This is a genomic window from Arthrobacter sp. 4R501, assembly GCF_002929755.1.
GTDB lineage: Bacteria > Actinomycetota > Actinomycetes > Actinomycetales > Micrococcaceae > Arthrobacter.
The window spans coordinates 50,792-77,622 of sequence record NZ_PJIW01000010.1; the positions used below are offsets into that span (position 1 = coordinate 50,792).

Annotated in this window: 28 protein-coding genes; 12 read left to right on the forward strand and 16 right to left on the reverse strand. The window is 64.9% G+C overall.

The window, feature by feature from the left end; genetic code table 11:
- Positions 1-31: 31 nt before the first annotated feature.
- Positions 32-643, forward strand: a complete 612-nt coding sequence (locus CXR02_RS11565; protein ID WP_104062129.1) for a TetR/AcrR family transcriptional regulator — start codon at positions 32-34, stop codon at positions 641-643.
- 94 nt (positions 644-737) lie between these two features.
- Complete coding sequence (locus tag CXR02_RS11570; RefSeq protein ID WP_104062130.1) at positions 738-1,349, forward strand: hypothetical protein; 612 nt, start codon at positions 738-740, stop codon at positions 1,347-1,349.
- Positions 1,350-1,389: 40 nt separating this feature from the next.
- Here CXR02_RS11570 and CXR02_RS11575 read toward each other — a convergent pair whose 3' ends face one another.
- Both CXR02_RS11575 and dapD read right to left on the reverse strand, forming a co-directional pair.
- Positions 1,390-2,214: a hypothetical protein gene (locus tag CXR02_RS11575; protein WP_104062131.1), complete on the reverse strand. Its 825-nt coding sequence runs from the start codon at positions 2,212-2,214 to the stop codon at positions 1,390-1,392.
- Positions 2,215-2,254: 40 nt separating this feature from the next.
- Entirely contained in the window at positions 2,255-3,307 is a 1,053-nt protein-coding gene (gene dapD, locus CXR02_RS11580) for a 2,3,4,5-tetrahydropyridine-2,6-dicarboxylate N-succinyltransferase (protein WP_104062132.1), read from the reverse strand.
- Positions 3,308-3,357: 50 nt separating this feature from the next.
- Between dapD and dapE the strand changes: the two genes are divergently transcribed.
- Entirely contained in the window at positions 3,358-4,494 is a 1,137-nt protein-coding gene (dapE, locus tag CXR02_RS11585) for a succinyl-diaminopimelate desuccinylase (RefSeq protein WP_104062133.1), read from the forward strand.
- A gap of 65 nt (positions 4,495-4,559) precedes the next feature.
- Here the strand turns inward: dapE and CXR02_RS11590 are convergent, their stop codons facing one another.
- The 4 genes from CXR02_RS11590 to CXR02_RS11605 form a co-directional block, all read right to left on the reverse strand.
- Positions 4,560-5,417 carry an amino acid ABC transporter permease gene (locus CXR02_RS11590; RefSeq protein ID WP_104062134.1) on the reverse strand — a complete coding sequence of 286 codons (858 nt, stop codon included), beginning with the start codon at positions 5,415-5,417 and terminating at the stop codon, positions 4,560-4,562.
- Positions 5,414-6,064 carry an amino acid ABC transporter permease gene (locus CXR02_RS11595; RefSeq protein WP_056343998.1) on the reverse strand — a complete coding sequence of 217 codons (651 nt, stop codon included), beginning with the start codon at positions 6,062-6,064 and terminating at the stop codon, positions 5,414-5,416. Before CXR02_RS11595 ends, CXR02_RS11590 begins: the two co-directional genes overlap by 4 nt.
- A gap of 95 nt (positions 6,065-6,159) precedes the next feature.
- Positions 6,160-7,047 carry a glutamate ABC transporter substrate-binding protein gene (locus tag CXR02_RS11600; protein WP_104062135.1) on the reverse strand — a complete coding sequence of 296 codons (888 nt, stop codon included), beginning with the start codon at positions 7,045-7,047 and terminating at the stop codon, positions 6,160-6,162.
- Positions 7,048-7,120: 73 nt separating this feature from the next.
- Complete coding sequence (locus CXR02_RS11605; RefSeq protein ID WP_104062136.1) at positions 7,121-7,876, reverse strand: amino acid ABC transporter ATP-binding protein; 756 nt, start codon at positions 7,874-7,876, stop codon at positions 7,121-7,123.
- A 117-nt stretch (positions 7,877-7,993) separates the two neighbouring features.
- Between CXR02_RS11605 and CXR02_RS11610 the strand changes: the two genes are divergently transcribed.
- The 4 genes from CXR02_RS11610 (at position 7,994) to CXR02_RS11625 (ending at position 10,845) form a co-directional block, all read left to right on the forward strand.
- Complete coding sequence (locus CXR02_RS11610) at positions 7,994-8,776, forward strand: TIGR00730 family Rossman fold protein (protein ID WP_056343990.1); 783 nt, start codon at positions 7,994-7,996, stop codon at positions 8,774-8,776.
- Between the two features lie 23 nt (positions 8,777-8,799).
- Positions 8,800-9,198, forward strand: a complete 399-nt coding sequence (locus CXR02_RS11615; RefSeq protein WP_104062137.1) for a DivIVA domain-containing protein — start codon at positions 8,800-8,802, stop codon at positions 9,196-9,198.
- Positions 9,199-9,233: 35 nt separating this feature from the next.
- Complete coding sequence (locus CXR02_RS11620) at positions 9,234-10,442, forward strand: hypothetical protein (protein ID WP_104062223.1); 1,209 nt, start codon at positions 9,234-9,236, stop codon at positions 10,440-10,442.
- A 235-nt stretch (positions 10,443-10,677) separates the two neighbouring features.
- Positions 10,678-10,845 carry a DUF3117 domain-containing protein gene (locus tag CXR02_RS11625; RefSeq protein ID WP_104062138.1) on the forward strand — a complete coding sequence of 56 codons (168 nt, stop codon included), beginning with the start codon at positions 10,678-10,680 and terminating at the stop codon, positions 10,843-10,845.
- Positions 10,846-10,943: 98 nt separating this feature from the next.
- Here the strand turns inward: CXR02_RS11625 and CXR02_RS11630 are convergent, their stop codons facing one another.
- A complete protein-coding gene (locus CXR02_RS11630; protein WP_056343985.1) occupies positions 10,944-11,576 on the reverse strand; it encodes an O-methyltransferase in 633 nt (210 codons plus the stop codon).
- 228 nt (positions 11,577-11,804) lie between these two features.
- Here CXR02_RS11630 and sigE point away from each other — a divergent pair, with 228 nt between their 5' ends.
- From sigE to CXR02_RS11645, 3 genes are all read left to right on the forward strand, one after another.
- A complete protein-coding gene (gene sigE, locus CXR02_RS11635) occupies positions 11,805-12,422 on the forward strand; it encodes an RNA polymerase sigma factor SigE (RefSeq protein WP_058931858.1) in 618 nt (205 codons plus the stop codon).
- 8 nt (positions 12,423-12,430) lie between these two features.
- Positions 12,431-13,324 (forward strand): anti-sigma factor, encoded by an 894-nt coding sequence (locus CXR02_RS11640; RefSeq protein WP_258060918.1) that lies wholly within the window; start codon positions 12,431-12,433, stop codon positions 13,322-13,324.
- A 69-nt stretch (positions 13,325-13,393) separates the two neighbouring features.
- A complete protein-coding gene (locus tag CXR02_RS11645; protein ID WP_104062139.1) occupies positions 13,394-13,804 on the forward strand; it encodes a Sec-independent protein translocase TatB in 411 nt (136 codons plus the stop codon).
- A gap of 31 nt (positions 13,805-13,835) precedes the next feature.
- Here the strand turns inward: CXR02_RS11645 and CXR02_RS11650 are convergent, their stop codons facing one another.
- Genes CXR02_RS11650 through CXR02_RS11660 form a run of 3 tightly spaced genes read right to left on the reverse strand, consistent with a single transcriptional unit; the run spans position 13,836 to position 17,006 of the window.
- Positions 13,836-14,963, reverse strand: a complete 1,128-nt coding sequence (locus CXR02_RS11650) for an Mrp/NBP35 family ATP-binding protein (protein WP_104062140.1) — start codon at positions 14,961-14,963, stop codon at positions 13,836-13,838.
- A gap of 11 nt (positions 14,964-14,974) precedes the next feature.
- Entirely contained in the window at positions 14,975-15,730 is a 756-nt protein-coding gene (locus CXR02_RS11655) for a DUF1003 domain-containing protein (RefSeq protein ID WP_104062141.1), read from the reverse strand.
- Entirely contained in the window at positions 15,723-17,006 is a 1,284-nt protein-coding gene (locus tag CXR02_RS11660; protein ID WP_104062142.1) for a CBS domain-containing protein, read from the reverse strand. Before CXR02_RS11660 ends, CXR02_RS11655 begins: the two co-directional genes overlap by 8 nt.
- Positions 17,007-17,083: 77 nt before the next feature.
- On the opposite strand from CXR02_RS11660, the gene CXR02_RS11665 reads away from it, so the two are divergent.
- A complete protein-coding gene (locus CXR02_RS11665; protein ID WP_258060919.1) occupies positions 17,084-18,061 on the forward strand; it encodes a general stress protein in 978 nt (325 codons plus the stop codon).
- Between the two features lie 121 nt (positions 18,062-18,182).
- Here CXR02_RS11665 and CXR02_RS11670 read toward each other — a convergent pair whose 3' ends face one another.
- The 4 genes from CXR02_RS11670 to CXR02_RS11685 all read right to left on the reverse strand — a co-directional run bounded on the left by CXR02_RS11670 (position 18,183) and on the right by CXR02_RS11685 (position 23,284).
- A complete protein-coding gene (locus tag CXR02_RS11670; RefSeq protein WP_246848819.1) occupies positions 18,183-19,016 on the reverse strand; it encodes a carbohydrate ABC transporter permease in 834 nt (277 codons plus the stop codon).
- A gap of 80 nt (positions 19,017-19,096) precedes the next feature.
- Positions 19,097-20,083 carry a carbohydrate ABC transporter permease gene (locus CXR02_RS11675; RefSeq protein WP_104062144.1) on the reverse strand — a complete coding sequence of 329 codons (987 nt, stop codon included), beginning with the start codon at positions 20,081-20,083 and terminating at the stop codon, positions 19,097-19,099.
- A gap of 33 nt (positions 20,084-20,116) precedes the next feature.
- Entirely contained in the window at positions 20,117-21,481 is a 1,365-nt protein-coding gene (locus CXR02_RS11680) for an ABC transporter substrate-binding protein (protein WP_181037207.1), read from the reverse strand.
- A 204-nt stretch (positions 21,482-21,685) separates the two neighbouring features.
- Positions 21,686-23,284, reverse strand: coding sequence for an aminopeptidase P family protein (locus CXR02_RS11685; protein WP_104062145.1), 1,599 nt, complete (start codon positions 23,282-23,284; stop codon positions 21,686-21,688).
- 71 nt (positions 23,285-23,355) lie between these two features.
- Here CXR02_RS11685 and CXR02_RS11690 point away from each other — a divergent pair, with 71 nt between their 5' ends.
- The gene (locus tag CXR02_RS11690) at positions 23,356-24,204 is read left to right on the forward strand and encodes a PHP domain-containing protein (protein WP_104062146.1); all 849 of its coding nucleotides are present in this window, start codon (positions 23,356-23,358) and stop codon (positions 24,202-24,204) included.
- On the opposite strand, the gene CXR02_RS11695 is transcribed toward CXR02_RS11690, so the two are convergent.
- Together CXR02_RS11695 and CXR02_RS11700 are read right to left on the reverse strand one after the other, a co-directional pair.
- A complete protein-coding gene (locus tag CXR02_RS11695; protein WP_104062147.1) occupies positions 24,205-25,077 on the reverse strand; it encodes a site-specific DNA-methyltransferase in 873 nt (290 codons plus the stop codon). It lies immediately after the preceding gene.
- Between the two features lie 8 nt (positions 25,078-25,085).
- Complete coding sequence (locus CXR02_RS11700) at positions 25,086-26,780, reverse strand: DEAD/DEAH box helicase (protein ID WP_104062148.1); 1,695 nt, start codon at positions 26,778-26,780, stop codon at positions 25,086-25,088.
- Between the last annotated feature and the right edge of the window lie 51 nt (positions 26,781-26,831).

Sequence of the window (26,831 nt, forward strand, 5' to 3'; positions counted from 1 at the left end):
GATTTAAGCACGGGTGTGCTAAATAATAGGAGTGCCCAAAATTGTTGATGCCGAAGCCCGGCGCGCAGAAATCGTGGAAGCGGTCTTCAGGATCATCGCCGTCGACGGCCTCGAGCGGGCGTCACTGCGGGAGGTGGCGGACGAAGCAGGCCTCGCCGTAGGCTCCGTCCGGCACTACTTCGCCGGCAGTGAAGAACTGCTCAGCCATTCCTTTGCCGCCGTTGTGGACCGGATCACGGGCCGGCTCACCGCGGCATTGCCGGCTATGGCCGCCAGCAAACCCGGGACCGGCCCGCATCATGAGGCGGTTTTAACCCTGCTGGGTGAATTTCTGCCGCTCGACGAGGAACGGGCCGTGGACGCCTGTGTGTGGATGGCCTTCAAAAACGCGGCCAGGATCCGTCCCTTCCTCGCGGCGGAGGCCGATCGGAGCCACCGGGAGGTGGCCGCCGTCGTCGGGCAGGTCATCACCGCCCTGGTACCGGACGACGGCGACGGGCAGCAGTCGCTGGCGGTCGAGGCGGAGAGGCTGCTGGCTACGCTGGACGGGCTGTGCATGCACGCCCTCCTGCAGCCCGCCTGGATGACGGCGCAGATGTGCCATGACGTCCTGGACCGGCACCTGAAGAGCCTGGCCGCCTGACATTACCGTCCGGTGGCATCGGGAATAGACTGGGAGCCGGGGGAGCGGAACCGGCTGGTCAGGCCGGTAAAGGCAGGCCACAGGAGGAGTAGGGATGCATCACACAGGTGGTTCCGGCTGGCAGATTACTACGGACACGTCCGGGCCTCTGATGATCGCGCTCTTTGTCCGTGATGCGGCAGGACTCGACGGCGCCGGCCACCCCGCGTTGTCGCATGCCGCGCCGAAGATCCGCCATGCCGACCACTCGCATCTCACCTCCGACGTCGGCGGGCTGAGCGCACTCAAGACCGAATGGGAAGCCTGGTGGGAGCAGCTGCTGAAGGCGCACCCCCAGACGTCACCGGAGCTGTCCCCGCCGGATTTTGAAGAATTCGGAAATTCCCCTGCCCTCCAGCGCGTCCTGCAAGCGCATTTCGGGTCCGCGCTGACCTGGGCGCGGGAGCGCCGCAGCGAGTACGTCCGGCTGGAAGCAGAACGGGTGGCCAGCGGTTCGGACCAGCTGTTGGGCGACATGGTGGATGACCGACTGCTGGAGGTGGGCCGGCGGTCACGGGACTTCACCCTGACCATCATCGAACTGCCGCTGAACGAACAGCGGGCGTGGTATGTGGAGCCGGACAAGATCCTCATGAGCCATAACCTCATGTCCGCGCCGGAGCTCTTCCGCAGCTACGTCCAGCCCGTGGTGGACATCCTGGTCTGAGGCGGAGCGCTCAGCATTCGGGGCATCAGCACCCGGGCCGTCAGCTGCCGGTGCCGGCCGGTGCCACTGTAATGCGGACCTTTCCGGGGGGCGCGTCGGATTCCTGCCAGCCGCCCTGATCCTCACGGTCCCAGCTCCGGCCTGCAACATCCACGCGCGTCACCGCCAGGCCCTTGGCATTGGCAACTGCCCACTGAGCCACGGACCAGGCCTGGGTGCCGTCAGCTGCCACCACGAGCGAGTCATTCTCCGTGGTGATGGCGAGCGGCCCGTACGCCTGGACTAGCTGGGACTCGACGGCGGCGGGGATGCCCGGTTCCTGCGGGGCGCGCAAAGTGCACAGCACGGAGGCGGGCGCCTGACCGGTCAGGCCGGACGCGAAGGACCGGCCCATATCTTCGTGTTGGGCGTACGCGAGGGGGTAGGCCGAGCGCTGGACACGCTGGGCGGCGTCGGTGATTTCCAGGGACTCGTAGCCGGGAACCTTGACCAGGGCATCGTAGAAAGCATTGGCAGCGTAGTACGGGTCCATCACCTGGGCCTCGGTTCCCCACCCCTGCGAGGGACGTTGCTGGAAGAGTCCGCGGGAGTCAGGGCCGGCCTGGTCGCCATGGGTGATGTTGCGCAGCTTGGATTCCTGCATCGCGGTGGCAAGGGCGATGCTGGCTGCCCGGGGAGGCAGCCCGCGCTGCACCGCCACCGCTGTAATCAGTGAGGCATTAACCGCCTGGTCCGTTGCAAGCTCTGCGCTCTGGGTCCCGACGTCGGCCGTGCAGCGCTCCGAGACCAGGGTTTCGGAGCGCTGCAGGAAGGAGACTGCTGTGTAGATGCCGGCGCCCGCCAGCGCCAGGGTAAGCAGCAGCACGGTGGGGCGAACGAAACTGCGTCCACGTGCCACCGACGGGTCAGTTGGCGTGGAGGGCGTCGTTGAGTTCCACCGTCTGGCCCTTGCGCGGCAGCGCCTCGACGGCGCCGGTGGTGGAGTTGCGCCGGAACAGGAGGTTGGGGACGCCGGACAGCTCGGCTGCCTTCACGATCTTGGCGGTGTCTTCGCCGTTCTCGTCCTTGGGCCCGGGAACAAGCACACGGGTTCCAGCGGTGACGTAGAGGCCGGCCTCCACCACGGAGTCATCGCCGACGCTGATGCCGACGCCGGAGTTGGCGCCCAGCAGGACGCGCTCACCGATGACGATCTTTTCCTTGCCGCCCCCGGAGAGGGTGCCCATGATCGACGCGCCGCCTCCCACGTCGCTGCCGTCGCCGGCGACGACGCCGGCGGAGATGCGGCCTTCCACCATGGAGGCGCCCAGGGTGCCGGCGTTGAAGTTCACAAAGCCTTCGTGCATCACGGTGGTGCCTTCGGCGAGGTGGGCACCGAGACGGACACGGTCGGCGTCGGCGATCCGGACGCCGGCGGGCACCACGTAGTCCACCATGCGGGGGAACTTGTCCACGCCGTAGACGGTGACGGCACCACGGCGGCGAAGTTTGGCGCGGGTCAGTTCGAAGCCTTCCACCGCGGCGGGGCCGAAGTTGGTCCACACCACGTTGGGCAGCTTGCCGAAGATGCCGTCCAGGTTGATCGTGTTGGGCCGGACCAGCCGGTGGGAGAGCAGGTGCAGCCGGAGGTACGCGTCTGCGGTGTCAGCCGGAGCTTCGTCAAGGTTGATCTGGACGAAGACCACTTTCTGCTCGGTCCCGCGGTCAGCGTCGATGCCGCTCTCGGCGAGCTGGACCAGGGTTTCGTCCGCATTCTCCACGGCACGCAGGTTATCGGCCGCGATGCCCAGCGCCGGCGCCGGGAACCAGACGTCCAGGACCGTGGCTTCGGCATTATCCTCGGCGGTTTCCTTGCCGCTGCCAGTGGCGATGGTTGCCAACCCGAAGCCGTAGGCGGAGCGGGCTTCGGAAGTTGCGTTCTGGTCTTTGGGCGCGGCGGAGGTAGCGGTCTCAGTCATGGCCCCAGTGTACCGAGTGGCGGGCACCGGGTTCGAACTAGACTGGCAACGTGACTGCCGAAACCGCCCCTGGATCGATCACCGCGCCTTTGGACCTCCGCCAGGACGTCTCCGTGCTGACCGCCGCCCTGATGGACATCAACAGTGTCTCCGGGAATGAGACGGAACTGGCGGACGCTGTCGAAGTGGCGCTGCGGGCCATCCCGGAACTCCAGGTGGTCCGCGACGGTGACGCCATCATCGCGCGCACGGAACTCGGCAGGGCGGAACGCGTCATCCTCGCCGGACACCTGGACACAGTGCCGCTGCCGGTTACTGAAGGCGCGCGCGGAACCGTCCCGTCCACCTGGGATTCAGGCATCCCGGGGGAGGGTGTGCTTTACGGACGCGGGGCCACGGACATGAAGGGCGGTGTCGCCGTGCAGCTCGCGCTGGCGGCCACAATGTTCGACGGCGGCGCGGCGCCCCAGCGGGACGTCACCTTCGTGTTCTACGACCACGAGGAAGTGGAAGCGGTCAAGAGCGGACTGGGCCGCCTGGTCCGCAATCACGGCAGCCTCCTGGGCGGCGATTTTGCCATCCTCCTGGAGCCGACCCATGGCACCGTCGAGGGTGGCTGCAACGGCACCAGCCGCTTTGAGGCCACGACGGTGGGCGAGGCAGCACACTCTGCCCGTGCGTGGATGGGCAACAACGCTATCCACGCAGCGGCGCCCATCCTGGCCCGGCTTGCAGCCTACGAGCCGCGGACCATCAACGTTGACGGCCTCGACTACCGCGAGAGCCTCAACGCCGTGAAGATCAATGGCGGCACGGCCGGCAACGTCATCCCGGACCGCTGCGTCGTCGAAATCAACTACCGCTTCGCCCCCGACAAGACGCCGGACCAGGCGGAGGCGCATGTGCGCGAACTTCTGGGGGGCTTCGCGGTGGTCCGCACGGATGCCGCCGCCGGTGCGCGCCCGGGACTGAACCACCCGGCCGCCGCGTCCTTCGTGGCCGCCGTCGGAGCCGAGCCGAAACCGAAATACGGCTGGACCGACGTCGCGCGTTTCAGCGAACTGGGGATCCCGGCAGTGAACTTCGGCCCCGGCGATCCGCTGCTGGCCCACAAGGACAACGAGCACGTCGACGCCGACGCCATCCGGGAGTGCCTGCGGGCGCTTCGGAGTTGGCTTGCGGCGTAAGCCCGCACGCAGAAGGGTCCGCAGCCTGCAGGCTGCGGACCCTTCTGCGTGCGGGGTGGATGTGGCTACTTGGATTCGCGTACATCCGGTAGTTCCGGTGCGACCACAGCGGTTGGCGCTTTGGCAACGCCGCCTGCCGTCTTCGTGGAACCGCGGCGCTCGATCCAGATTGCGAGCCGGGAAACGCAGATGTTGATCACAATGTAGATGGCGGCAGCCACAAAGAAGATGGGGAACAGGAACGCGTTCCCGAGGAAGTCCGCCATGACCTGCACTGCGCGCAGTAGTTCGCCGTACGCCACGATGTAGCCCAGGGAGGTGTCCTTCAGGAGCACCACGAGTTGGGCAACCAGCGACGGCATCATACGGCGGACAGCCTGCGGCAGCTCGATGAGCATCCGGGACTGGAAGCTGGTCAGGCCGATGGTCAGGCCCGCCTCCCGCTGTCCCTTCGGCAGTGATTGGATGCCGGCCCGGATGATCTCCGCGAAGATAGCGGTGTTGTAGAGGACGAGCCCGGCCACCACCGCGACGAAGGAACTCGTTCCGAACACCAGCAGGACGAAGAGCATCATCAGCACAACCGGCATGCCGCGCAGGAACTCCAGGACCACGCGGGCGGGAATCCGGATCCAGGCGACCAGCGAGATGCGCAGCAGGCAGAACATCAGGCCGAGGGGAAACGCGATCACTGCGGCGAGGGCGGCGGCGGTGAGCGTTGCGCCGAGGCCATTGGCGAGCAGCGTCCAGACGTCGCCCCGGGTGAAGATCGCCCAGCGGCGACCTTCAAAAATGCCCTGCTGGGCGAGAGTCATGCCAATCCATGCCAGAAGTCCCAGGATCAGCACGGTTCCAACCACGGAACCAATCAGCGAGACCCGGCGCGCTTTGGGGCCGGGAACGTCGTAGAGGACTGAAGTCATCGGGCAATCGCCACCTTTCGTTCCACCGTGCTGGCAAGGATGCCTAGCGGAATGGTGAGGAGCAGATAGAAGAACGCTACGCCGAGCAGTACTGCCATGACCTGGTCACCGTTGGCGTTGGCCATTTGGCGGCCGTAGCCGAACAGTTCCAGGACAAAGAAAGCGCCGGCGACGGAGGAGTTCTTGACGAGGGCAATCAGGATGTTGATCAGCGGCGGGATCACGGTCCGAAGCGCCTGCGGCAGGATGATGAGATTCAGGACCTGGCCGAAGTTCATGCCGATGCTGCGCGCGGCCTCAGCCTGGCCGAGCGGGACGCTGTTAACGCCCGAGCGGACGGCTTCAGCAATGAAGGCCGCTGTATAGGCGCTGAGGGCGATGATCGCTGCGACCTCGAACTGCTGGAATGTCACGCCGAGGCGGGGCAGGACGATCGCTGCGAAAAAGAAGGCAATGGTCAGTGGGGTGTTCCGGAGGATTTCCACGTAGACGGTGCTGAATCCCCGGAGTGCCGCAACGGGGGAAACGCGGGCTGCCGCCAGGAGTGTTCCGAGGATAAGGGCGATGATCCCGGAGACGACGGACAGGAAAAGAGTGCGGAGAAGGCCTTCCCAATAAAGGGGGAGGTTTTCAATGATGACTTCCATAGGATCCTTCGGCTCTGGGCGTAGGCGGTCAAAAAGCAGGCCGGCGGCTTCCGGGGAACGCGTTCAACGAATTCCCCGGAAGCCGCCGTGGCTACCTAGTAGCGGTTGATGGCGGGAAGTTCAGGGGCTGTCTTGATGACCGAACCTGCCGTTGCTTCCCAGGCCTTCTTGTAGGACCCGTCCTTGCCAAACGCCTCGAGCTGGTCGTTGATCCAGTTGCGGAATTCGGTGTCGTCCTTCTTCAGGCCAATGCCGTAGGGCTCCTTGGTGAAGGTTTGATCCGAGGCCAGCTTGAAGGCATCCGGTTCCTTGTCCACAAAGCCGGCCAGGATCACGTTGTCCGTGGTGATCGCTTCGACCTGCTTGTTGCGCAGCGGCTCAAGGCAAGCGGAGTAGGTGGCTGCCGGCACGAGCTCGGCCTTGTACTTGTCCACGATTGTCGCGGCCGGGGTGGAACCGGTGACGGAGCAGACCTTCTTGCCTGCGACGTCCTCAGGCTTGGTGATGGACGTATTGTCCTTGTTCACCATCAGCGCCTGGCCGGCCTCGTAGTACGGGCCCGCGAAGCTGACAACCTGCTTGCGCTTGTCATTGATGGTGTACGTGGCAATGACAAGGTCCACCTTGCCCTGCTCAATGAAGGGTTCGCGGTTGGCTGAGACAGTCTCTGACCATTCGATCTTGTCCGCGGCGATGCCCAGCTTGGCTGCGATCAGCTTGCCCATCTCGACGTCGAAGCCCACCGGCTTGCCGTCCAGGCCCACCTGGCCGAAGAGCGGCTGGTCGTACTTTGTGCCGATCTTGATGGTGCCTGCGGAGGACAGCTTGGCCATGGTGGTGCCGGCGGCAAACGTCGGCTTGTCGGCAACAGTGGGATCGCTGGTGGTGCCGGGGGTGGTGCCGCCGCATGCGCTCAGGGACAACGCCAGGGCAGCAGTAGCCGCCACGAAGAACGACTTCCGGCGGGTCATAAATGCCTTCATGACATTCCTTTCATTGGTCGGCCGTGGGTCACGGCCTGGGTGCGAACTGGAGTGTGTGTTCGTTGATGGAAAATCAGTGGGTGAGCAGCTTGGACAGGAAGTCCTTCGCGCGGTCACTCTTCGGGTTGGTGAAGAATTCTTCCGGCTTGGCATCCTCCACGATCTGGCCATCCGCCATGAAAACCACACGGTCGGCGGCTTTCCGGGCGAAGCCCATTTCGTGCGTGACCACAACCATGGTCATGCCTTCCTTGGCCAGCTGGATCATGACGTCAAGGACCTCGTTGATCATTTCGGGGTCCAGCGCAGAGGTGGGCTCATCAAAGAGCATGACCTTTGGTTTCATCGCCAGGGCGCGGGCGATGGCCACGCGCTGCTGCTGGCCGCCGGAGAGCTGCGCCGGGAGCTTGGGGGCCTGATGCCCCACGCCCACGCGCTCCAGCAATGCCATGGCTTCCTTGTCGGCTTGGGCCTTGGCAACGCCTTTGACTTTGATGGGACCAAGCGTCACGTTCTCAAGGATGGTCTTGTGCGCGAAGAGGTTGAAGGACTGAAAGACCATCCCGACGTCGGCGCGGAGCTGGGCCAGCTCCTTCCCCTCCTCCGGCAACACCTTTCCATCAATGCTGATAGTGCCACCTTCGATGGTTTCCAGACGGTTGATGGCACGGCACAACGTGGACTTTCCTGAGCCTGACGGGCCAATGACCACCACCACTTCGCCCTTACGGACGTGGAGATTGATGTCCTTCAAAACGTGCAACTGACCGTAATGCTTATTCACACCATTCAGAGAGACGAGCGCATCGCCGGGCACATGAGTAGTCATAAAGAAGAATCTAGCGAACATTGGCTGGTTATGAGGTGAATCACGCCAAGTTCGCGCGGATCGTGATTCAAGAGATACCTGCCACAGGCACGCTGGCCTTGGCATTAGCCTTGGGGGATGAGCATCAACGCAGATCCGGCCAAAACTTCCCAGCCGCGCCGTAAGGGGCCCCTTGAACTCCGTCGCAAGCAGGCTGCTGTGGAAATGTCCGACCAGCATTTGCTTGATACCAAAGGCGCAGGACAGTTCGTCCATTCAGACCCCTGGCGTGTCCTTCGGATCCAGAGCGAGTTCGTCGAGGGGTTCGGCGCGCTTGCCGATCTGGGGCCCGCCGTCAGTGTCTTCGGCTCGGCGCGCACCAAGCCTGGCAGCCCATACTATGAAATGGGCATGGAAGTAGGCCGGAAGCTGGCAGCCGCGGGTGTGGCCGTCATTACCGGCGGCGGTCCGGGCTCCATGGAGGCCGCCAACCGCGGCACCGTCGAAGGCAACGGCGTCTCTGTCGGCCTTGGCATTGAATTGCCCTTCGAGCAGGGCCTGAACCAGTGGGTGGACCTCGGCATTAACTTCCGCTACTTCTTCGCCCGGAAGACCATGTTCGTCAAGTATGCCCAGGGCTTCATCGTTCTTCCCGGCGGGTTGGGAACGCTGGATGAACTCTTTGAAGCCATGGTCCTGGTCCAGACCCGGAAAGTGACCTCCTTCCCGATCGTGCTCCTCGGCGTCGACTTCTGGGGGCCGATGATCGAATGGATCAAGGGCACCCTTGTGGCCGAGGGAATGGTCTCCGCAAAGGACCTGGACCTCATCCAGGTGGTGGACGATCCCGCCGAAGCGGTGCAGCTGGTGCTGCACTGGACGCCCCCGGTTTCCACCAACGGCGAGCAACGGCCCGAATAGGCCGTCGGCCCGTATCTGGCACGATGGGTGCTGTGAGTTTTTTCCTGGTCTACCTCGCCATCGTACTGATCGCCGCCACCCTGTGGGCAGGCGCCGGTGGCCGCCGCGGCATTCTGCGCAGCCTCCGCCGGGGCAGTGAACCGGCCGCGGGCTCCGAGGTCCCGGAGAATCCGATTCTCTACCCGGGGTTCGGGCAGCCGCCCGCCAACCTTCCGCCGGTGCTGCTGCCTGCGGACGCTGCACCTGCCGACGTCGACCGGGTCCGCTTCTCCCTCGGCCTGCGTGGATACCGGATGGATCAGGTGGACCAGGTCCTCGACGAACTGCGGGACCAGATCGCGGCCAAAGACGAAGAAATGGGCAGGCTCCGGGCGCGGCTGCTGGAATCGGAACGGGCGGCGCGCCCGGAGGCCGGCGCTTGAGCACTGACACGGGGGACCGGACGGGCCCGACGGCGTTGATCACCGCATTCGGCGCCCGCGCCAGGTGGGCGGTCCAACGCTGGCCCTGGTGGCTGCAGGTTGCCGCCCTCTACGCCACTGCCCGGCTGGTCAGCGCCTGCATCTTTATGGCAGCAGCCCTGCACCAAGGGCCCAACCCGTGGTTTCCGGCTGGCCCTGACTACTGGAACTTCATCAATATCTGGGATGCGCGATGGTACGGCCGGATCATCACCGACGGTTATCCCTCACCGCTTCCAACGGATGCCGCCGGCAACGTGCAGGAAAACGCGTGGGCCTTCTATCCGCTCTTCCCGGCCCTGGGCCGTGCGCTCGCAGGCCTGACCGGAATCAGCCCTGCCGCGGCGCTGACGGTCGTCGCCATGCTGGCGGGGTTGGGTGCGGCGCTGGTCTTGTACTGCCTGTTCAGGCACAAGGCTTCGCACACTGCGGCGCTTTGGGGCGTGGCATTCTTCGCGACCTTTCCGGTGTCCGCCATTCTCCAGGTCCCGTATGCGGAGCCCCTTACCGTTTTCCTGCTGGCCACCGCCCTGCTGCTCGTCATCAGGCGTCATCATTTCGTTGCCATGCCGGTGGTCCTGCTGCTGTGCCTCTCCCGACCCGTGGGTGTTCCCTTTGCCGCCATGGTGGGGCTTCTCTTCCTCTGGCGACTGGTCGAACGGGGGCGCGGGGAGCGGCCCGGCACCCACAGCCTCGGGGAGCTGGCGTCCCTGGCGGGCCTAGCCGTGGTGTGCGGTGCCTCGGCACTGCTGTGGCCGGCAGCGGCCTGGGCCGCCACCGGAGATATTGAGGCGTATACCAAAACCGAAACAGTGTGGCGCGGCCATGACCTGGTGCCCTTCAAGCCCTGGTTCGACGCCGGCGTCGACCTCTTTGGCCCCGTCCTGGGGATCGTGGCGCCATTCGTCTTTGCGGGCCTCTTTGCCCTCCTGCTGTTCTCCCCGCCGGTGGTCCGGCTTGGTGTGGAACTGCGCCTGTGGTGCGCCTGCTACATGGGCTACCTCCTGGTGTTCCTCCACCCCCAGACCAGTACTTTCCGGATGCTGCTCCCGCTGTTCCCGTTGGCCCTGGCTGCCGCGCTCTTGTCCCGGTCGAAGGCATACCGCGGCACGGTCCTGACAATGTTTGTCCTGCTCCAGATCGTGTGGATCGTCTGGCTGTGGGCATGGGCGCAGCTTCCGGGCGGCGGCGATTATCCGCCGTGATCGCGGGCGGCGCCTGGCCGGCGGATTGGGGAATCCGACGCGGCCGTAAATGTCCATCGATTAGCTACGTGCGGGTCATTACGGGATAATAGTAAGTAAGCAGGGACAAAAAGCATTCAGAAATGTTCAGCCATGGCGGCATCAGTACGGGCCGCCATAGCGGCTTGATTTGACCATGCGGACACAGCCCATCCGGGCTGATATGTCCTGGGACTAAATGGAGGGGAAATTCCTCATGGCGGCTATGAAACCACGCACCGGCGACGGCCCTATGGAAGTCACCAAAGAGGGCCGTAGCCTGATCATGCGCGTACCGCTCGAAGGCGGCGGACGGCTTGTGGTGGAACTGAACGCTGCGGAGGCGGCCAACCTTAAGGAATGCCTCGTCGGCGCGACTGAATAATCCTGTTCGGCATAATCCTGTTCGGCGTTGCCGAATAATCCCGCAGGGCCAAGGTCCGCAGCCAACCCGCTGCGGACCTTGGCTTATTTGCTGTGGATCTACTTCTTAACCGCGACTAGCAGGCCGTCGCCCGTGGGAAGCATCGCGGACGCCAGGCGGTCGTCGTCGCGGATTGCCTTGCCCACCTGGCGGAGCACCACCGTGTTGGACTCCCGGACAGCCGGGTTGGCCACGCGGTCCTTGTCCAGTGCGTCGTTGATGATGAGCAGCCCGCCGGCCTTCAGGAGCCGGACGGCCTGTTCCACGTAGCCGGGCAGGCCGGGCTTGTCGGCATCAACAAACACCAGGTCATATGCGGAGTCGGTCAGGCGCGGCAGGACATCACCGGCGCGGCCGGAAATGGTGCGCGTGCGGTTGGCCGGACTGCCGGCCTCGGAAAAGGCTTCACGTGCCGCCTTCAGATGTTCGACGTCCACGTCGATGGTGGTCAGCACGGCCTGCGGTCCGAGCCCCCGCAGGATGCATACCCCCGAGACGCCCGCGCCTGTCCCGATTTCGACGGCGGTCTGGGCCTTCGAGCCCGCAGCCAACACCGTCAGGACCGCACCAACACCTGCGCCGATGGGCGTCACGCCCAGTTCAAAGGAGCGCTCCCTGGCACGAAGCATAACCTCATCCTCTGCGGGCAGATCTTCTGCATAGGACCAGCTCGTGGATTTGTCGGCGCTCATGTGATTCGCTTTCTGGGCGGCAAGGGGAGTGTTTAGTACAGCCTACTGTGTGCGGGGGTGCCAGCCGCGGAAGGGAATCGTTGTGCCTCTGGCTGAAGAACCGCCCCGGTCAGGAAATTCCCAGCCAACTTTGAAATGATGGATATCCGGTCATCCGTGAGTTGATCGGCGCCGAACTAAAGATGTCAACAGTATCCGGGCGATAGCAATCCACGATGGGAGTGGACGATGTCAGCATCAGGTATGGCGCCTGTCCCTGCGACGCAAGATTCCGCCGCTGTATGGGTCAGGCCCACTTGGGAGGAAGTGGTGGCCAACCACTCCGCCAAGGTCTACCGGCTGGCGTACCGCCTGACGGGGAACAAGTTCGACGCCGAGGACCTCACCCAGGAGGTGTTCGTCCGCGTCTTCCGGTCACTGGAGAATTTCAAGCCAGGGACACTGGACGGCTGGCTGCACCGCATCACCACCAACCTGTTCCTGGACCAGGCGCGCCGGAAAACCCGCATCCGGTTTGACGCACTGGCCGATGACGCCGAGTCCCGGATCCCCGGGCGTGAACCCGGACCGGAACAGAGCTTCGAACACAACAACCTGGACCTCGATGTGCAGGCTGCCTTGGAGGAGCTGCCCCCGGACTTCCGCGCCGCCGTCGTGCTTTGCGACCTGGAAGGCCTGTCCTACGACGAAGTGGCCGCTGCCCTCGGCGTCAAACTGGGTACCGTCCGTTCCCGTATCCACCGGGGCCGGACCATGCTGCGCGAAAAGCTGGCCCACCGCGATCCCAGGCCACAGCAAGGACGCACGCCGAAGCTTTCGCTGCCGCGCATCGCAAGCATCCTCTGATCGGCACCATGACGCCCCAGAACCCCTTCGGCCGCCGGCATCACCGCGGCGCCGACCACGTGCAGACCTGCGCAGAATGTGCAGCGGCGCTGAAGCGTGAACGCCAGTACATCGAGCGGCTCCGTGACGCGGCCGTGCCGCCTGCCAGCGAGGACCTGACGGCCCGGCTGCTGGCCAGGACGCAGCTGCTCGCGGCCGCGGCCGAGCCAGCCCCGAGCCCGTACCGGGCCGCGCGAGCCGTGGCACTTGCCGCCGGCGGGACAGCAGCAGCCGCTGGAATTCTTGCCGTCAGCGCGTTTGCGCTGGCGGGGGACAGCCTGCCCGTCGCCCAAGCGGCCATCAGCGGGAGCCTGGTGCAGCATACGGCGCAGCTACCGGCCGACGGCAGGGAGATCAGTGCTCCGCAGCTGTTGGCCCTACGCTCTGAAGGCTGGGTCTGTCCGGACCTGGCATCACTCGGCTTCCACGTCCGGAGCGCCAATGCCATAACGCTGAATGGGCGGCCGGCGGTGGAAATGCACCTGACTGATGGGCAACACTATGCCACCATCGTGGAACACCATCCCGTGGACGCCCAGCAGCAGTCGGGTCAGGACGCCGGGCAGAACTCCGAACAGAACTTCGGTGAGAACGAGGGGAAGCTGCTGGTCAGCAGCTTGGCGCCCTGGACGGCCACCGTGGAGACCACTGCAGGAACTTTCACTGTTGAGTCCGACCTCCCGGCGGAGCAGGCTGATGACGCCGTTCCAGTGCTGCAGCGGCTCAGCGTCCTCGCCGTAGAAGGAATTAACGCGGGTGTCAGCACCGCGCCTGCCGCCTCCCCGGCGACCACAGCGGACGACTCTCCCACCGCCCGGTTGGAGCGGGGAATCCGCAAACTCGGGGAGATGCTGGCTCCGTGATGCAGGCACTGTGCGACGCTGGCGGGCAGGAATCGTCAGCGGGGCTCCGGAGAGGGTAATCTTCCTAAAGTGTTTGGAATCAACGGCCCGGAGTTCTTCCTCCTGCTGATCATCGGCATCCTGGTGATCGGTCCCCAGCGCCTGCCCGAATACACCCAGAAACTTGCGAATCTCGTGAAGGAAGTCCGCCGGATGGCCTCCGGTGCCCGGGAGCAGATCAAGGAAGAAGTCGGCATCGACATCGACGATGTCGACTGGAAGAAATACGATCCCCGCCAGTACGATCCGCGGCGCATCATCAAGGAAGCCCTCCTGGACGACGACACCAAGTCCGTCAGTGCCGGAGCGCCGGCAGCGGTGGCTGCCGTCGCCGGTGCAGGGGCGGTTGCCGCGGGCGGGACGGGTCCCTCCCGTCCGGATCGTGTAGTCCAGTCGCTGCCTCCGGGCGAACCCGCGCCGTTCGATACCGAAGCCACCTAGGCCCCCGCTGCCTCTGGTGGGCAGCGTTGCGTTAACGCGGCTGCAGGCCCAGTTTCATCCCCGTCAGGCCCCTGGGCCTGGCAGCAAGTTTTCCGGCGATGCCCGTCAAAGCAATGGCCGCCGGAGTGTCTGGCCGGCCAAGCACGATGGGCGTGCCGGCGTCGCCGCCTTCCCGCAGCAGGATGTCCAGCGGAATCTGTCCCAGGAGCGGCACATCGGTGCCCACCGTCGTTGTGAGCCGTTCGGCGAGGATCGCCCCACCGCCGCTTCCGAACAGCTCCATTCTCCCGCCGTCGGGCATTTCCAGGTATGACATGTTCTCGATGACGCCGGCCACCGTCTGACCTGTCTGGGTGGCGATGGCACCGGCCCGCTCGGCGACGTCGGCAGCTGCGGCCTGGGGTGTGGTGACCACCAGGATCTCAGCCTTCGGCAGCAACTGGGCCACCGAAATCGCGATGTCACCGGTGCCGGGCGGCAGGTCGAGGAACAGGGCGTCGAGGTCGCCGAAGTAGACGTCCGTCAGGAACTGTTCCAGGGCCCGGTGGAGCATCGGCCCGCGCCAGGCAACCGGCTGGTTTCCGGCGACGAACATACCGATGGAAATCACTTTTACGCCGTAGGCCACCGGGGGCAGGATCATGTCGTCCACCCGGGTGGGCGCCTGCGTGATGCCCATCAGGGCCGGAACCGAGAAGCCATGGACGTCGGCGTCCACAATGCCCACACGGAGGCCCTGGGCGGCCAGGGCGCAGGCAAGGTTGACGGTCAGCGATGACTTGCCCACACCACCCTTGCCGCTTGCCACCGCGAACACCTTGGTCAGGGACCCCGGCTCGTTGAACGGAATCCCGCGCTGCCCGGAGGCGCCGCGGAGCTGTTCCTTCAGGGCGTCCCGCTGGCCCTGGTTCATCACTTTCAGTTCAACCTCGACGGCGGTCACGCCCGGAACTGCGGACAGCGCCTTCTCGGAGTCTGCGGTAATGGTCCCGCGCATGGGGCAGCCCGCGATGGTCAGCAGGACAGCCAGCCTGACCCGGCCGTCCGCAGCGACATCCACAGACTCCACCATGCCCAGTTCCGTGATGGGACGGCGGAGCTCAGGATCGATCACGGTGGCCAACGCAGCGTGGACTGCATGCTCCAGGGAGGCGCTCATGCGGGCGGGGCTCAGCTTTCAGTGGTGGGGTTGGGCGTTGGGACGGCCGGGTCCTGGATTGCGGTGTCCTTGGTGACGGCGTCCTTGGCGACGGTGTCGTTGGCGACATGGCTGGGTTTGACCTTGGGAATCTGCTGCGTGCGGGGGTTCCGCTGTTTGTCGCGCTTTTCCTTCAGCTTTTCCTTGACCTTCTCACGCGGGGACTCGTGGCTGCCGGATCCGGCGGGATCGTGGGTCCGCAGTTCCTCTTGGGCCTCCAGCATGTCCTCGAGGAGTGTTCGCAGCTCCGCCCGGACGTAGTCGCGGGTGGCAACCTCGCGCAGCGCGATCCTCAGCGACGCCAGCTCCCGGGTGAGGTACTCGGTGTCGGCCAGGTTGCGTGCCGCCTGTTGGCGATCCTGCTGGAGGGAGACCCTGTCTCGGTCGTCCTGCCGGTTCTGGGCCAGCAGCAGCAGCGGGGCCGCGTAGGAGGCCTGCAGCGAAAGCATTAGTGTCAGGAGGGTGTAGCCCAGAAGGCGCGAATCAAACTGCCACTCCGCCGGTGCCCACGTGTTCCAGACCAGCCAGATGACGACGAAGACCGTCATGTAGACCAGGAACTGCGGCGTGCCCATAAACCGGGCGAAGCCTTCCGTCGCATGGCCGAATGCATCCGGGTCGGGTGAGAACTTCGGCAGGATGCGCTGGCGGCCACTCAGGGGTGTGTCGAGTCCGCCCTTGGCCGCCGCCTTCTTTGTGGGATTCTTGGGGGCGCCGGTGTCAGCCAATGCGGCCTCCCAGTTTTCTTATCGGGGCTTCGCCATCATAGGCGCGCCAGTCATCCGGCAACAGATGATCCAAAACGTCATCAACAGTCACCGCCCCCACGAGCCGGCCCGCGTCATTGACCACGGGAAGACAGTTCAGGTTGTAGGTGGCGAGGGTGCGCGCCACCTCGCTGATGTGGGCCTGGTCGGAGACCGGCTCAAGGTTCTTGTCCAGGAGGTTGCCCAGGGGTTCCGGCGGCGGATAGCGGAGCAGTTGCTGGATGTGCACAACGCCCAGGAACCGTCCCGTGGGGGTTTCCAATGGGGGCCGGGTGATGAAGATGGACGAGGCGAGGGCGGGGGAGAGTTCCTCACGGCGTACGTGGGCCAGTGCCTCGGCGACAGTTGCCTCCGGGGGGAGGATCACCGGAACAGGCGTCATCAGGCCACCGGCGGTGTCCTCGTCGTATTCGAGGAGCCGCCTGACGTCCTCGGCGCCTTCGGGTTCCATGAGGCGGAGAAGCTCCTCCGCCTGTGCAGAGGGGAGCTCTGCGAGGAGGTCGGCGGCGTCGTCGGGGTCCATTTCCTCCAGGACGTCCGCCGCGCGTTCGACGTCGAGGGCGGAGAGGATCTCCACCTGGTCGTCTTCGGGCATTTCCTGCAGCACGTCGGCCAGGCGTTCATCCTGGAGTTCGCTGGCCACTTCGAAGCGGCGTTTGTCGCTCATTTCCTGCAGCGCCTCGGCGAAGTCAGCGGGTTTGAGGTCCTCGTGGTTGGCCACGAACTGGGTGGCTGCCTGGGGTTCGGTGCGGGCACCTTGGAGGGCGTCGGCCCAGTCGATGATCATGGTCTCGTTCCGGCGCAGCCGGCTGAGCGGGGACAGGGAGTGGCCGCGGCGGACGAACAGTTTGCTCACGAACCAGTCGTGGGACCGGTGCTGGTCCATGGCGATGTCCTCGATGGTGGCGTCGCCGCTGCCGTCACGGAGCGTCACGCGGCGGTCGAACATTTCCGCGACCACCAGCGTCTCCGCGCCGCGCTGCTCAAAGCGCCGGAGGTTGACCAGACCCGTGCAGATGATCTGTGTCTGGTCGATGGAGGTAATGCGTGTCATCGGCACAAAGACGCGCTTTTTACCGGGAACTTCGACGACGATGCCCACCACGTGCGGGGCGCCGCGGCTGCCACGCGAGAGCACCACCACATCGCGCAACCTGCCCAGGCGGTCGCCCAAGGGGTCGAAGACGTCAAGACCCAGCAGGCGGGCCACGAAGACGCGCGAAAGATTTGTACTCACGTCTACAGGCTACCGAGTCTGCTCTCTTTTAGCTGAATTTACAGGCGGCATACATGCTGATGGGCAAGAATGGATGTATGTCAAACATTTTTGGTGCTCCCAAGGCCGGTGGCCCCAGTGGGCCCGACGACGCCCGCACGGTGCCCACCGGTGACACCGTAGGCTCGTACACCTCTTACTTGGATGCCCAGAAGGCGGTGGACTACCTCGCCGACCAGCAGTTCCCGGTCCAGATGGTTTCCATCGTGGGCAACGAACTGAAGATGGTTGAGCGGGTGACTGGCCGCCTCAGCTACCCCCGGGTGGCTCTCTCCGGGGCGCTCAGCGGTATGTGGTTCGGCCTCTTCGTTGGCGTCATGCTTTCCTTCTTCGCACCATCGCCCGGCTACTTCTCTATCCTGGCGTCTGTGCTGATGGGGGCTGCCTTCTTTATGCTGTTCGGCATCGTCACGTATGCCATGCAGCGCGGAAAGCGGGATTTCACCTCCACTAGCCAGGTGGTGGCCACCAGCTACGACGTTGTGGTGTCGGTGGAAGCTGCCCATGATGCGCGCCGGCTGCTCCAGCAACTGCCCATGACCCGCTCGGACGCAGCAGCCGGCCCGTACAATCCCCAGGGCTACCAGAACCAGCAGTACGGCCAGACGGGCCACGAGGGGCAGCACCGCGGCGAGCCGGGCCAGCCGGGCAATCAGCCTGGTCCGGCACCCGCACGCCCTGCTAGTTGGAATGACCCCTACGGACAGCAGGGTGCCGGAACTTCGGGCCAAGGGACAGCCCAAGGCGTGGGCCAGGCCACCGGCCCGGACCAGGGCACGCAGCCGGAGGCAGCGGCCCAGCCGGCGAAGGCTCCCGCTGCCGCCGTCCGCTACCCGGACCTCCCTGACGGCCGGCCGCAGTACGGCGTCCGTGTCTCAGACCAGGCCACCACCGGCCAGCGTGGCACGGAACAGCCTGACACGGGACAGACCGGCTCAGAGCAGCCCGGCTCAGATCGGTCCCGGGCGCATTCCCAGCCTGACTCCTCCAAGGACTCCGGCGAATCCACACCCTAAGCGGGGTCGCCGGAGGCCAGATTGACCCACGGCCCGAGGAACAAGGCCGCAATGAACAAACAACTCTGCCCGGAACAGCAACTGCTGTACCGGGCGGAGTTGTTTGTTGTTCGAAGCGGCCTTACTTGACGCCGCCGGCGGTCAGGCCGCCCACGAGGTACTTCTGGAACATGAAGTACAGGACCACCACAGGGACGGCACAGACCAGTGAGGCCGCCATCAGCTGGGAGTACACGGGGATTGCGCCACCCTCAACCGCGGACGCGAAGACCTGCAGCGCAACTGCGGCAGTGTGCGTGTCCGGCCGGGTGAACACCGACGCGAAAAGCACGTCATTCCAGCCCAGCAGGAAGGCAAAAATCGCCGAAACGATGATCCCGGGCCAGCTGAGCGGAATGATGATCCGGAACAGGATCCCGAGGTTGGAAGCGCCATCGATGCGCGCCGCTTCCTCCAATTCCCGCGGCAGGCCGCGGAGGTACGTGACCATCACCCAGGTTGAGAACGGCAGGGCGAACGTCAGGTAGGCGATAAACAGGCCCCAGAGCGTGCCGATAACGGTCACACCCAAGTAAGTTCCGGCCGAGGAGAAGAGCACAAAGACCGGCAGGAGCATCAGGGTGCCCGGGACGGACTGGAGACCCAGCAGCCCGCGCAGCACCGTCAGGCGCCCGACGAACTCAAACCGCACCAGCACGTACGCCGTGCCAATGGCCATGATCGCGGAGACAATGGCCGTGGCCCCGGAAACGATAAGGCTGTTGCCGATGGCTTTCGCCAGACCCACGGAATCCCAGATTTTGGTGTAGCTGTCCAAGGAGAAGCTGCTCGGCCAGAACTCGCCGCTGGCGACTCCCACATCCGTGTTCAGCGAGGCCAGGAAGATGTACACGATGGGAACGAGGACCAGGGCGCAGAGCAGGACCGTGAGGATGGCCAGCAGCGGCCTCGGCATGAGGCGTGTGACCTCCAGGGCTGCGTCACGCCGGATGGGCTGCTTCTTCTGCTGCTCGATCGGGTTTGCCGTGTCGATGGTCATTTCTTTCCTCCTTCGTGCACATCAAGCCGGACTGCGCGCAGGTAGATGAAGAGCGGAATGGCGATCAGGATCAGCGAAACGACCGCCATGGCGGCGCTGAGGCCAAACCGGAAGCTCTGGAAGCTGGTGACGTACACCAGGATCGGCAGTACATTCACATCCGACGGCGCCGGCGCACCAAACAGGACATAGGGGAGGGTGAAGTTGTTGATGTGGTTCAGGGTGGCAAGCAGGAAGGCGAGCGAAACCGGTCCCTTCAGGTAAGGGAAGATCACGTAGCGCAGCTTATTCCACCACAGTGCCCCATCAAGGGCCGACGCCTCGTGGACCTCGTGGTCCACCGCCTGCAGGCCGGACAGCGCCAGCAGGTAGATGAACGGCCAGGCCGCCCATATCTCCACCCACACCAGTGTCCAGTACGCGTTTGGGCCGTTAAGCCACAGCCCGCCGTCCATTCCCATGTTGGTCAGCGTCACGTTCACAATGCCGTCCGGCTGCAGCATGGTCCGCCACACGCTGGCCACCACAAACGACGGCAGGACATAGGGGATCAGGAAGATGGAACGCACGACGGCACGGCCACGGTAGGCGTTCTGGGTGACGACGGCGGCGGCCACGCCAAGCGGAATGGTCACCACCGTGGAGATCACCGCGAAGGAAACGGACAGCCAGATGGAGCGGAGCAACTCACTGCTGAGCGCCGCTTCAATGTAGTTCTGGATGCCGATGAATTCGGCACTGACCCATTGGCGAAGGGTGTACTGATCCAGATCGATCAGCGACATCCAGATGCCCATGGCCAGGGGGACGAGGATGACGATCGTCATCAGCAGCCCGCCGGGAATCAGGAGCCACAGGGGCCGGTTCTTCTCGCTCAGCCCCTTGCGGCGCTTCCCAGGGGGTGTGGTTTCGCCGGGTCCGGCGGCCGCCCCGGCCGCGGGACTGCTGTCCGACGGCCGGGGCTCGGTAACGCTGCTAGCCATTTTTCGTAACCTTCCGCAGTTGGTGGGTCGGTCCTACTTCTTGGCCCGGTCCAGTGCAGTCTGCGATTTCGCCTGTTCGTCCTTGAGCCGCTGGGACAGGTTGGAGTCGCTGACTGCGCCGGAGGAAAGATCCGGAATGGACTGGACAACCACGTTGGTCAGCGACAGCTGGACATCGCCCCATGCACCGCTGAAGGGCGTTGCCACGGACTTGGCACCCGATTCGAGGGCAGGTGCAATCACTTCGTTGGTTGCGAGCTCCTTCGCGGCTTCCTGGTTGGCGGGCAGTTGGCCGAATACCTTGAAGTAGTTGAGCTGGACGTCCTTGTCGGTGATCATCTTGATGAACGCGAAGGCGAGGTCCTTCTGCTTCGAGTAGTCGGCGACCACGAGGTTGTCACCGGAGAGGATGCTGGCGGCAGGCTTACCGCCCGAAGGGTTGGAGGTCTCGCCCGGGGGAACAGTGGGCATCAGGGCGTACTTGTACTTGCCCTTGACGGCCGAGGCGTCCAGTGCGGGGATGGACAGCGGCGACGTCATGGGGAAGTACGCTGCCTTGCCGGCTGCGAAGGCGGCCAGGGCCTGCGGATTGGCCCACCCAACAGAGGAGGGGTCAACCACCTTGTCCTTGGTCACCCAGCCGAAGTAGGTCTCGTAGGCCTTCTTGGTGATGGGGTCATCGAGACGGACCTTGCTGCCGTCGATGATGGGGTTGCCGGCCTGGATGGACATGCCCCAGATGTACTTCCAGGGGTCGAAGTTGTCCTTGTAGGCCACGGCAACACCGTACTGGTCGCCCGTGGTGAGCTTCTTTGCCTGCTCGGTGAATTCATCCCAGGTGGTGGCGGGCTTGTCGATGCCAGCAGCTGCCAGCAGTTCAGTGTTGTAGGCCATCACGAACGGCCGGCTCACGAACGGAATGCCGATTTGGTTGCCCTCGTCCGGCCCGGAAATGCCGAGCGCCGCGGGAACGAACTTGTCCTTGCCGCCGAGCTGGTTCCATTCGTTGTCACCGAGTTTCACAAACGCCCCGGTGGAGTAAGCCGTGGGGGTGAACGTGGTGCCGAGTCCGTAAACGTCAGGTCCTTGGCCCGAGACGACTGATGTCTGGATCCGGGTCATCTCGTCATTGGCGCTGGCGAACGTCTCCCACTGGATGTCGGCTCCGGTTTCCGCCTTGAACTTGGCGCTCATTTCCTTGAACCAGGCCTGCTGTTCCTGGGGGTACTGCGCGGTGACGTTCATCAGGACGCTGAGTTTTTTTCCGGTGCCGTCCACCTTGCCGCCTGAGGCGCCGGAGGTGGTACCGCCTGTGCCGCCCGATCCGCCGCATGCGGCAAGCATCAGGACGGAAATGGCCGCTGCGGCGATAGTGCCGAGGCGACGCGGTTTGGACATACCCATGAGACTTCTCCTTTGAAGACATACATTGCGGCAGAGACCCGAGACTAAAACTCAGTCTACGATTTTCATTCTCTGCGGCTAGCGTATTCATCAACGCCAACTTTTGGCAAGCGATTGCCAAAAACTGTTATGAGAGTTTCACCAAAGGGTATGGTCGTCCAGCGCATCGCTGCCGGGATGCGCTGGACGCAAAGACTCCTAGCGGAAGTCTCCGCTTGCCAAGCCACCGTCCAGCTCCTGGTAGATGCCTGCCATCCAGGACTCGACGTCGTCAGCCTTGCGCGGCAGCGCGGCGCTGAGGTTCACCGGACCATCGGCCGTCATGAGGATGTCGTCCTCGATCCGCACCCCGATGCCGCGGTACTCCGCCGGGATGGCCAGGTCCTCGTTCTTGAAGTACAGGCCGGGTTCGATGGTGAAGACCATGCCCTCCGTCAGGATGCCGTCGAGGTACAGTTCGCGCTTTGCCTGGGCGCAGTCGTGGACATCCAGGCCAAGGTGGTGACTGGTGCCGTGCGGCATCCAGCGGCGGTGCTGCTGGCCTTCCGTGCTGACGGCCTCCTCGACACTTACCGGGAGCAGCCCCCACTCGGCTAGACGTTCCGCCAACACATTGGTGGCCGCGGTGTGGATGTCCCGGAACTTGGCACCTGGCTGGGCAGCGGCGAATCCGGCGTCGGCAGCGTCCAGGACTGCCTCGTAGACCTTGCGCTGGACTGCGGTGAACGTGCCGTTGACAGGCAGGGTCCGGGTGACGTCGGCGGTGTAGAGCGAGTCCGCTTCAACGCCGGCGTCCAGCAGCAGCAGTTCGCCGGCGTTGATCCTGCCGGTGTTCCGCGTCCAGTGCAGGACTGTGGCGTTGTTGCCGGCGGCGGCGATGGTGTCGTAGCCCAGTTCATTGCCTACCTCGCGGGCACGGGCAAAGAACGCGCCTTCCACCACGCGCTCGCCGCGGGCATGGGTCAGGGCGCGGGGCAGGGCCTTGACTACCTCCACGAAGCCCTCGACAGTCGCAGCTACTGCAGTCATCATCTGTTCGATTTCCCACTCATCCTTCAGGAGGCGGAGTTCAGACAGCGCTTCGGAAAGCTTTTCATCCAGTGCATCCAGGACAGCCAGGTCCAGGTTGTCCGGGTCCTTGGCAGTGTTGTACCGGGCAGTATCCACCAGGGCGTCGATGTTCTCGTCCACCTTGCGCACCAGTCGGATGGAGATGCCGCCGATCTCCGGCGCACCCACGTTCTTGGTGATCGCGGATTCAAGTCCATCGATGTGGGCGGTGGCCAGGCCCAGGCGCGCTTCGAACTCGGCCAGGGTGGGCCGTGCACCGATCCAGAACTCGCCGGAACGGGAGTCAGCGTAGAACTGTTCTGTATCCCGGCCGGCCAGCGGACGGAAGTACAGCGTGGCACGGTGGTGACTGCCGCCGTCGCCCTTTCCTTCACCGGCCGGTTCCAGAATGAGCACGGCATCCGGCTCATGATCCAGGCCCAGCCCGGTGAGATGCGCGAAGCCGGAATGCGGACGGAACCGGTAGTCGCAGTCGTTGGAGCGGACCTTCAGCGGACCGGCGGGGATGACCAGGCGTTCGCCTTTGAACTTCTCTGAGATGGCCTTGCGCCGGGCCGCGGCGTAGTTGGCCACGGCGTCGAGCGCCGGCAGGTGCTGCCCGGACGGCGCCCAGTTACTGGCCATAAAGGCCTTGAAAGCGGCGGAACTGGGCCGCTGAGAGCGGTTGTTGACGCGCTCGTCGAGGGGCTGGGAGACAGAGGTCGGGGTGTTTTCGGCATCGTTCACGGCACCATCGTCTCACCAGCACCGAGCCGGGGGCCAATACCGGCGCGGACGCGGTCAACTAGGCTGGGCAAGTGAGGATTGACCTGCATGCCCACTCGAACGTTTCGGACGGCACCGAAACCCCCGCCGACGTGATGGCTTCGGCTGCCCGGGCGGGCCTGGACGTGGTGGCGCTGACCGATCACGACTCCACGGACGGCTGGGCCGAAGCATCCCTCGCGGCGCTGGAAAACGGCGTGGCCCTGGTCCCCGGCATGGAGGTCTCCTGCCGGACCGCGCAAGGCATCAGTGTGCATCTGCTGAGTTACCTGCACGATCCCGCCCACCCTGGGCTGCTTGAAGAGATCACCAAGGCCAAGGACGCGCGCCTCACGCGGGCCGAACGCATGGTGACCCTGCTCGCCGAAGACTACCCGCTGACGTGGGACGACGTCATCCACCATGTGGCTCCCGGGGCTACCCTGGGCCGGCCGCACATCGCTGATGCCTTGGTGGCGGCCGGTGTGGTGGCAGACCGCTCGGAGGCGTTCACGTCCATCCTGACGTCCCGTTCGCGCTACTTTGTCCAGCACTACGCACCCGACCCCGCCACCGCCGTCGAACTGGTCCGTGCCGCTGGTGGTGTTCCCGTGTTCGCGCATCCCGTGGCATCCGGCCGGGGCCGGATCGTGGGGGAGCGCACCTACCGCGACATGATCGACGCCGGCCTGGTTGGCCTGGAGATCGACCACCGCGACAACCCCGAGGAGGGACGGGAATTCCTCAGGGGCCTTGCAGCCAAGCATGGACTGCTGATTACGGGTTCGTCCGATTATCACGGCACCGGCAAACCGAACCTGCTGGGAGAAAACCTGACCACCGCGGACGTGTTGGCGCGGATCGAGGAACTCGGCAGGGGAACCGCTGTGGTGCGTGCGTGATCAGTTGGGCGGGAACGACGTAAAGGTTGCCTTGGCACCCAGCCGCTTGGCCATCACGTCGATGGCCGGCTGGTTCTGGTCCACACACACGAACTTCCGGTCCAGTTTGGCCGCAACGGCGCCCAGGGTTCCGGAACCGGCGAAGAAGTCCAGGCACCAGTCACCGGGCCGGCTTGACGCCGACACCACACGGCGGATGAGGCCTTCGGGCTTCTGAGTGGGGTAGCCGGTCTTTTCCTTGCCCGTGGGGGAGACGATGGTGTGCCACCAGACGTCGGTGGGCAGCTTCCCGAGCTCCCGCTTCGCCGGTGTCACCAGGCCAGGCGCCATGTACGGCTCGCGGTCCACCTCGGCGTTGTCGAAGTGGTATTTCGCCGGGTTCTTGACGTACACGAGGATGTTGTCGTGCTTGGTGGGCCAGCGGTACTTGGCGCGGGCACCGTAGTCGTAGGCCCAGATGATCTCGTTGAGGAAGCATTCCCGGCCGAAGATCGCGTCAAGCATCACCTTGGCGTAATGGACCTCCCGGTAATCCAGGTGGAGGTACAGCGTGCCGTCGTCAGCCAGCAGCCGCCAGGCCTCCACGAGCCGGGGTTCCAGGAATGACCAGTAGTCACTGAAGGCGTCATCATACCGGTGCAGGGCCCCCTTGATGGTGTCGTAGGAACGCCCCTTGAAGCCCACGCGGTCGCCGTCACCGTCGGTGTTCAGCACCATCCGGGTTTCCTGGCGCTTCTGGACCCTGCCGGTGTTGAACGGCGGGTCAACGTATATCAAGGTGAAGGCGCCGTCCGGCAGCGAGGGGAGGAACTCCGCGTTGTCCGCGTGAACCACCAGGTTGCTGCCGTCCGGCGCCCAGACGGTGTCAGTCATCGAGGCTGTTATGCCTCGGTGCTGCGCTGCTGGGGGCCGTTGTCGGCACCGGCCACCACTTCGCCGTTGCGGCGGCGGGTGCGGGTCCGGCTGCGGCGGGCACGGGGGTCCACTTCCCCTTCGGCCGGAGCCGCAGCAACCGGTTCGGGGGCGGGGCTGGTGCCGGCGGTCGCCGCATCAGAGGTACGACGACGGCGGTCGCCGGAGCGTCCGCCGGGCTCGCTGGTGCGGCGGCTGCTGCTGTCGCGAGCACCGGAGCGGCCGGCGTCGCGGTTGCTGTCACGCCCGCTGTCACGGCCACCGCTGGGACGGGTGTTCTTTTTGCCGGTCTCGCCCAGGTCCTCGAGGACCTCGGCGTCGACGCCGGCCAGCACACGCTTGTTGCGGGGGAGGCGGCCCTTGGTGCCTTCCGGGATGTCCAACTCTTCGTACAGGTGCGGCGAGGAGGAGTACGTTTCCACGGGCTCCGGAACGCTGAGTCCCAGGGCCTTGTTGATCAGGCCCCAGCGCGGCATGTCGTCCCAGTCGACGAAGGTCACTGCTGTGCCCTTGTTGCCCGCGCGGCCGGTGCGGCCCACCCGGTGCAGGTAGATCTTTTCGTCTTCAACGCACTGGTAGTTGATGACGTGCGTGACGTCGTCGACGTCGATGCCGCGGGCGGCGACGTCGGTGGCCACCAGGACGTCCACCTTGTTGTTGCGGAAGGCGCGGAGCGCCTGCTCACGGGCGCCCTGGCCCAGGTCGCCGTGGATGGCGGCGGCGGCGAAGCCGCGGTCCACGAGCTCCTCGGCAACCTTCGCGGCGGTGCGCTTGGTTTTGGTGAAGATGATGGTCCGGCCGCGGCCGCGTGCCTGCAGGATGCGGGCAACGACCTCGATCTTGTCCATGCTGTGGGCACGGTAGATGAGCTGGCGGATGTCGCGCTTGGTGAGGCCCTCGTCGTCCGGATCAGCGGCCCGGATGTGGGTGGGCTGCGTCATGTAGCGGCGGGCCATGGCGATGACCGGGCCGGGCATGGTGGCAGAGAACAGCAGGGTCTGGCGGACTGCAGGGGTACCGGCGATGAGGGTTTCCACGTCCGGCAGGAAGCCGAGGTCCAGCATTTCGTCGGCCTCGTCGAGGATGACCATCTTGACGTTCTTCAGGACCAGGTGCTTCTGCTTGTAGAGGTCGATGAGGCGGCCGGGAGTACCGACAACTACCTCGACGCCGTTCTGCAGGGCCTCCACCTGGGGCTCGTAGGCGCGGCCGCCGTAGATGGTAGTGATGCGGGCGTTCCGCTTGCGGGAAGCGTTCTGGAGATCATTGGCCACCTGGACGGCCAGCTCGCGGGTGGGCACGATGACCAGGGCCTGCGGTGCACCCGGAACGGCGAGCTTGTCGTAGCCGGCGTCGTCCGGACCCACCACGCGCTGCAGCGCGGGAATGCCGAAGCCGAGGGTCTTGCCGGTGCCGGTCTTGGCCTGCCCGATGATGTCGTGGCCCGAAAGCGCCACCGGCAGGGTCATGGCCTGGATGGGGAAGGGGTGGGTGATCCCGGCGTCGGCGAGGGACTCCACGATGTCGGCGCGGACGTTGTAGTCGGCGAAGGATTTCTCCTCGATCTCGTGCGGCTTCTCGTCCGAGATGATGGTTTCTTCGGGTTCGATCGTCTCGATGCCGGAGTCGTCAGTCAGGATCTGGTGGGTATGCAATTCACTCACAGGGGAGTTTCCTTATTCATTTGGGCATTGGCGCTGCCTGCTCAACGGGCC

Coding starts and splice junctions, on each gene's coding strand:
- CXR02_RS11570 (WP_104062130.1), top strand. CDS start 738: ATGCATCACACAGGTGGTTCCGGCTGGCAGATTACTACGGACACGTCC.
- dapD (WP_104062132.1), bottom strand. CDS start 3,307: ATGACTGAGACCGCTACCTCCGCCGCGCCCAAAGACCAGAACGCAACT.
- CXR02_RS11590 (WP_104062134.1), bottom strand. CDS start 5,417: ATGACTTCAGTCCTCTACGACGTTCCCGGCCCCAAAGCGCGCCGGGTC.
- CXR02_RS11595 (WP_056343998.1), bottom strand. CDS start 6,064: ATGGAAGTCATCATTGAAAACCTCCCCCTTTATTGGGAAGGCCTTCTC.
- CXR02_RS11600 (WP_104062135.1), bottom strand. CDS start 7,047: ATGAAGGCATTTATGACCCGCCGGAAGTCGTTCTTCGTGGCGGCTACT.
- CXR02_RS11605 (WP_104062136.1), bottom strand. CDS start 7,876: ATGACTACTCATGTGCCCGGCGATGCGCTCGTCTCTCTGAATGGTGTG.
- CXR02_RS11610 (WP_056343990.1), top strand. CDS start 7,994: ATGAGCATCAACGCAGATCCGGCCAAAACTTCCCAGCCGCGCCGTAAG.
- CXR02_RS11615 (WP_104062137.1), top strand. CDS start 8,800: ATGGGTGCTGTGAGTTTTTTCCTGGTCTACCTCGCCATCGTACTGATC.
- CXR02_RS11625 (WP_104062138.1), top strand. CDS start 10,678: ATGGCGGCTATGAAACCACGCACCGGCGACGGCCCTATGGAAGTCACC.
- CXR02_RS11630 (WP_056343985.1), bottom strand. CDS start 11,576: ATGAGCGCCGACAAATCCACGAGCTGGTCCTATGCAGAAGATCTGCCC.
- sigE (WP_058931858.1), top strand. CDS start 11,805: ATGTCAGCATCAGGTATGGCGCCTGTCCCTGCGACGCAAGATTCCGCC.
- CXR02_RS11640 (WP_258060918.1), top strand. CDS start 12,431: ATGACGCCCCAGAACCCCTTCGGCCGCCGGCATCACCGCGGCGCCGAC.
- CXR02_RS11650 (WP_104062140.1), bottom strand. CDS start 14,963: ATGAGCGCCTCCCTGGAGCATGCAGTCCACGCTGCGTTGGCCACCGTG.
- CXR02_RS11665 (WP_258060919.1), top strand. CDS start 17,084: ATGTCAAACATTTTTGGTGCTCCCAAGGCCGGTGGCCCCAGTGGGCCC.
- CXR02_RS11670 (WP_246848819.1), bottom strand. CDS start 19,016: ATGCCGAGGCCGCTGCTGGCCATCCTCACGGTCCTGCTCTGCGCCCTG.
- CXR02_RS11675 (WP_104062144.1), bottom strand. CDS start 20,083: ATGGCTAGCAGCGTTACCGAGCCCCGGCCGTCGGACAGCAGTCCCGCG.
- CXR02_RS11680 (WP_181037207.1), bottom strand. CDS start 21,481: ATGTCCAAACCGCGTCGCCTCGGCACTATCGCCGCAGCGGCCATTTCC.
- CXR02_RS11695 (WP_104062147.1), bottom strand. CDS start 25,077: ATGACTGACACCGTCTGGGCGCCGGACGGCAGCAACCTGGTGGTTCAC.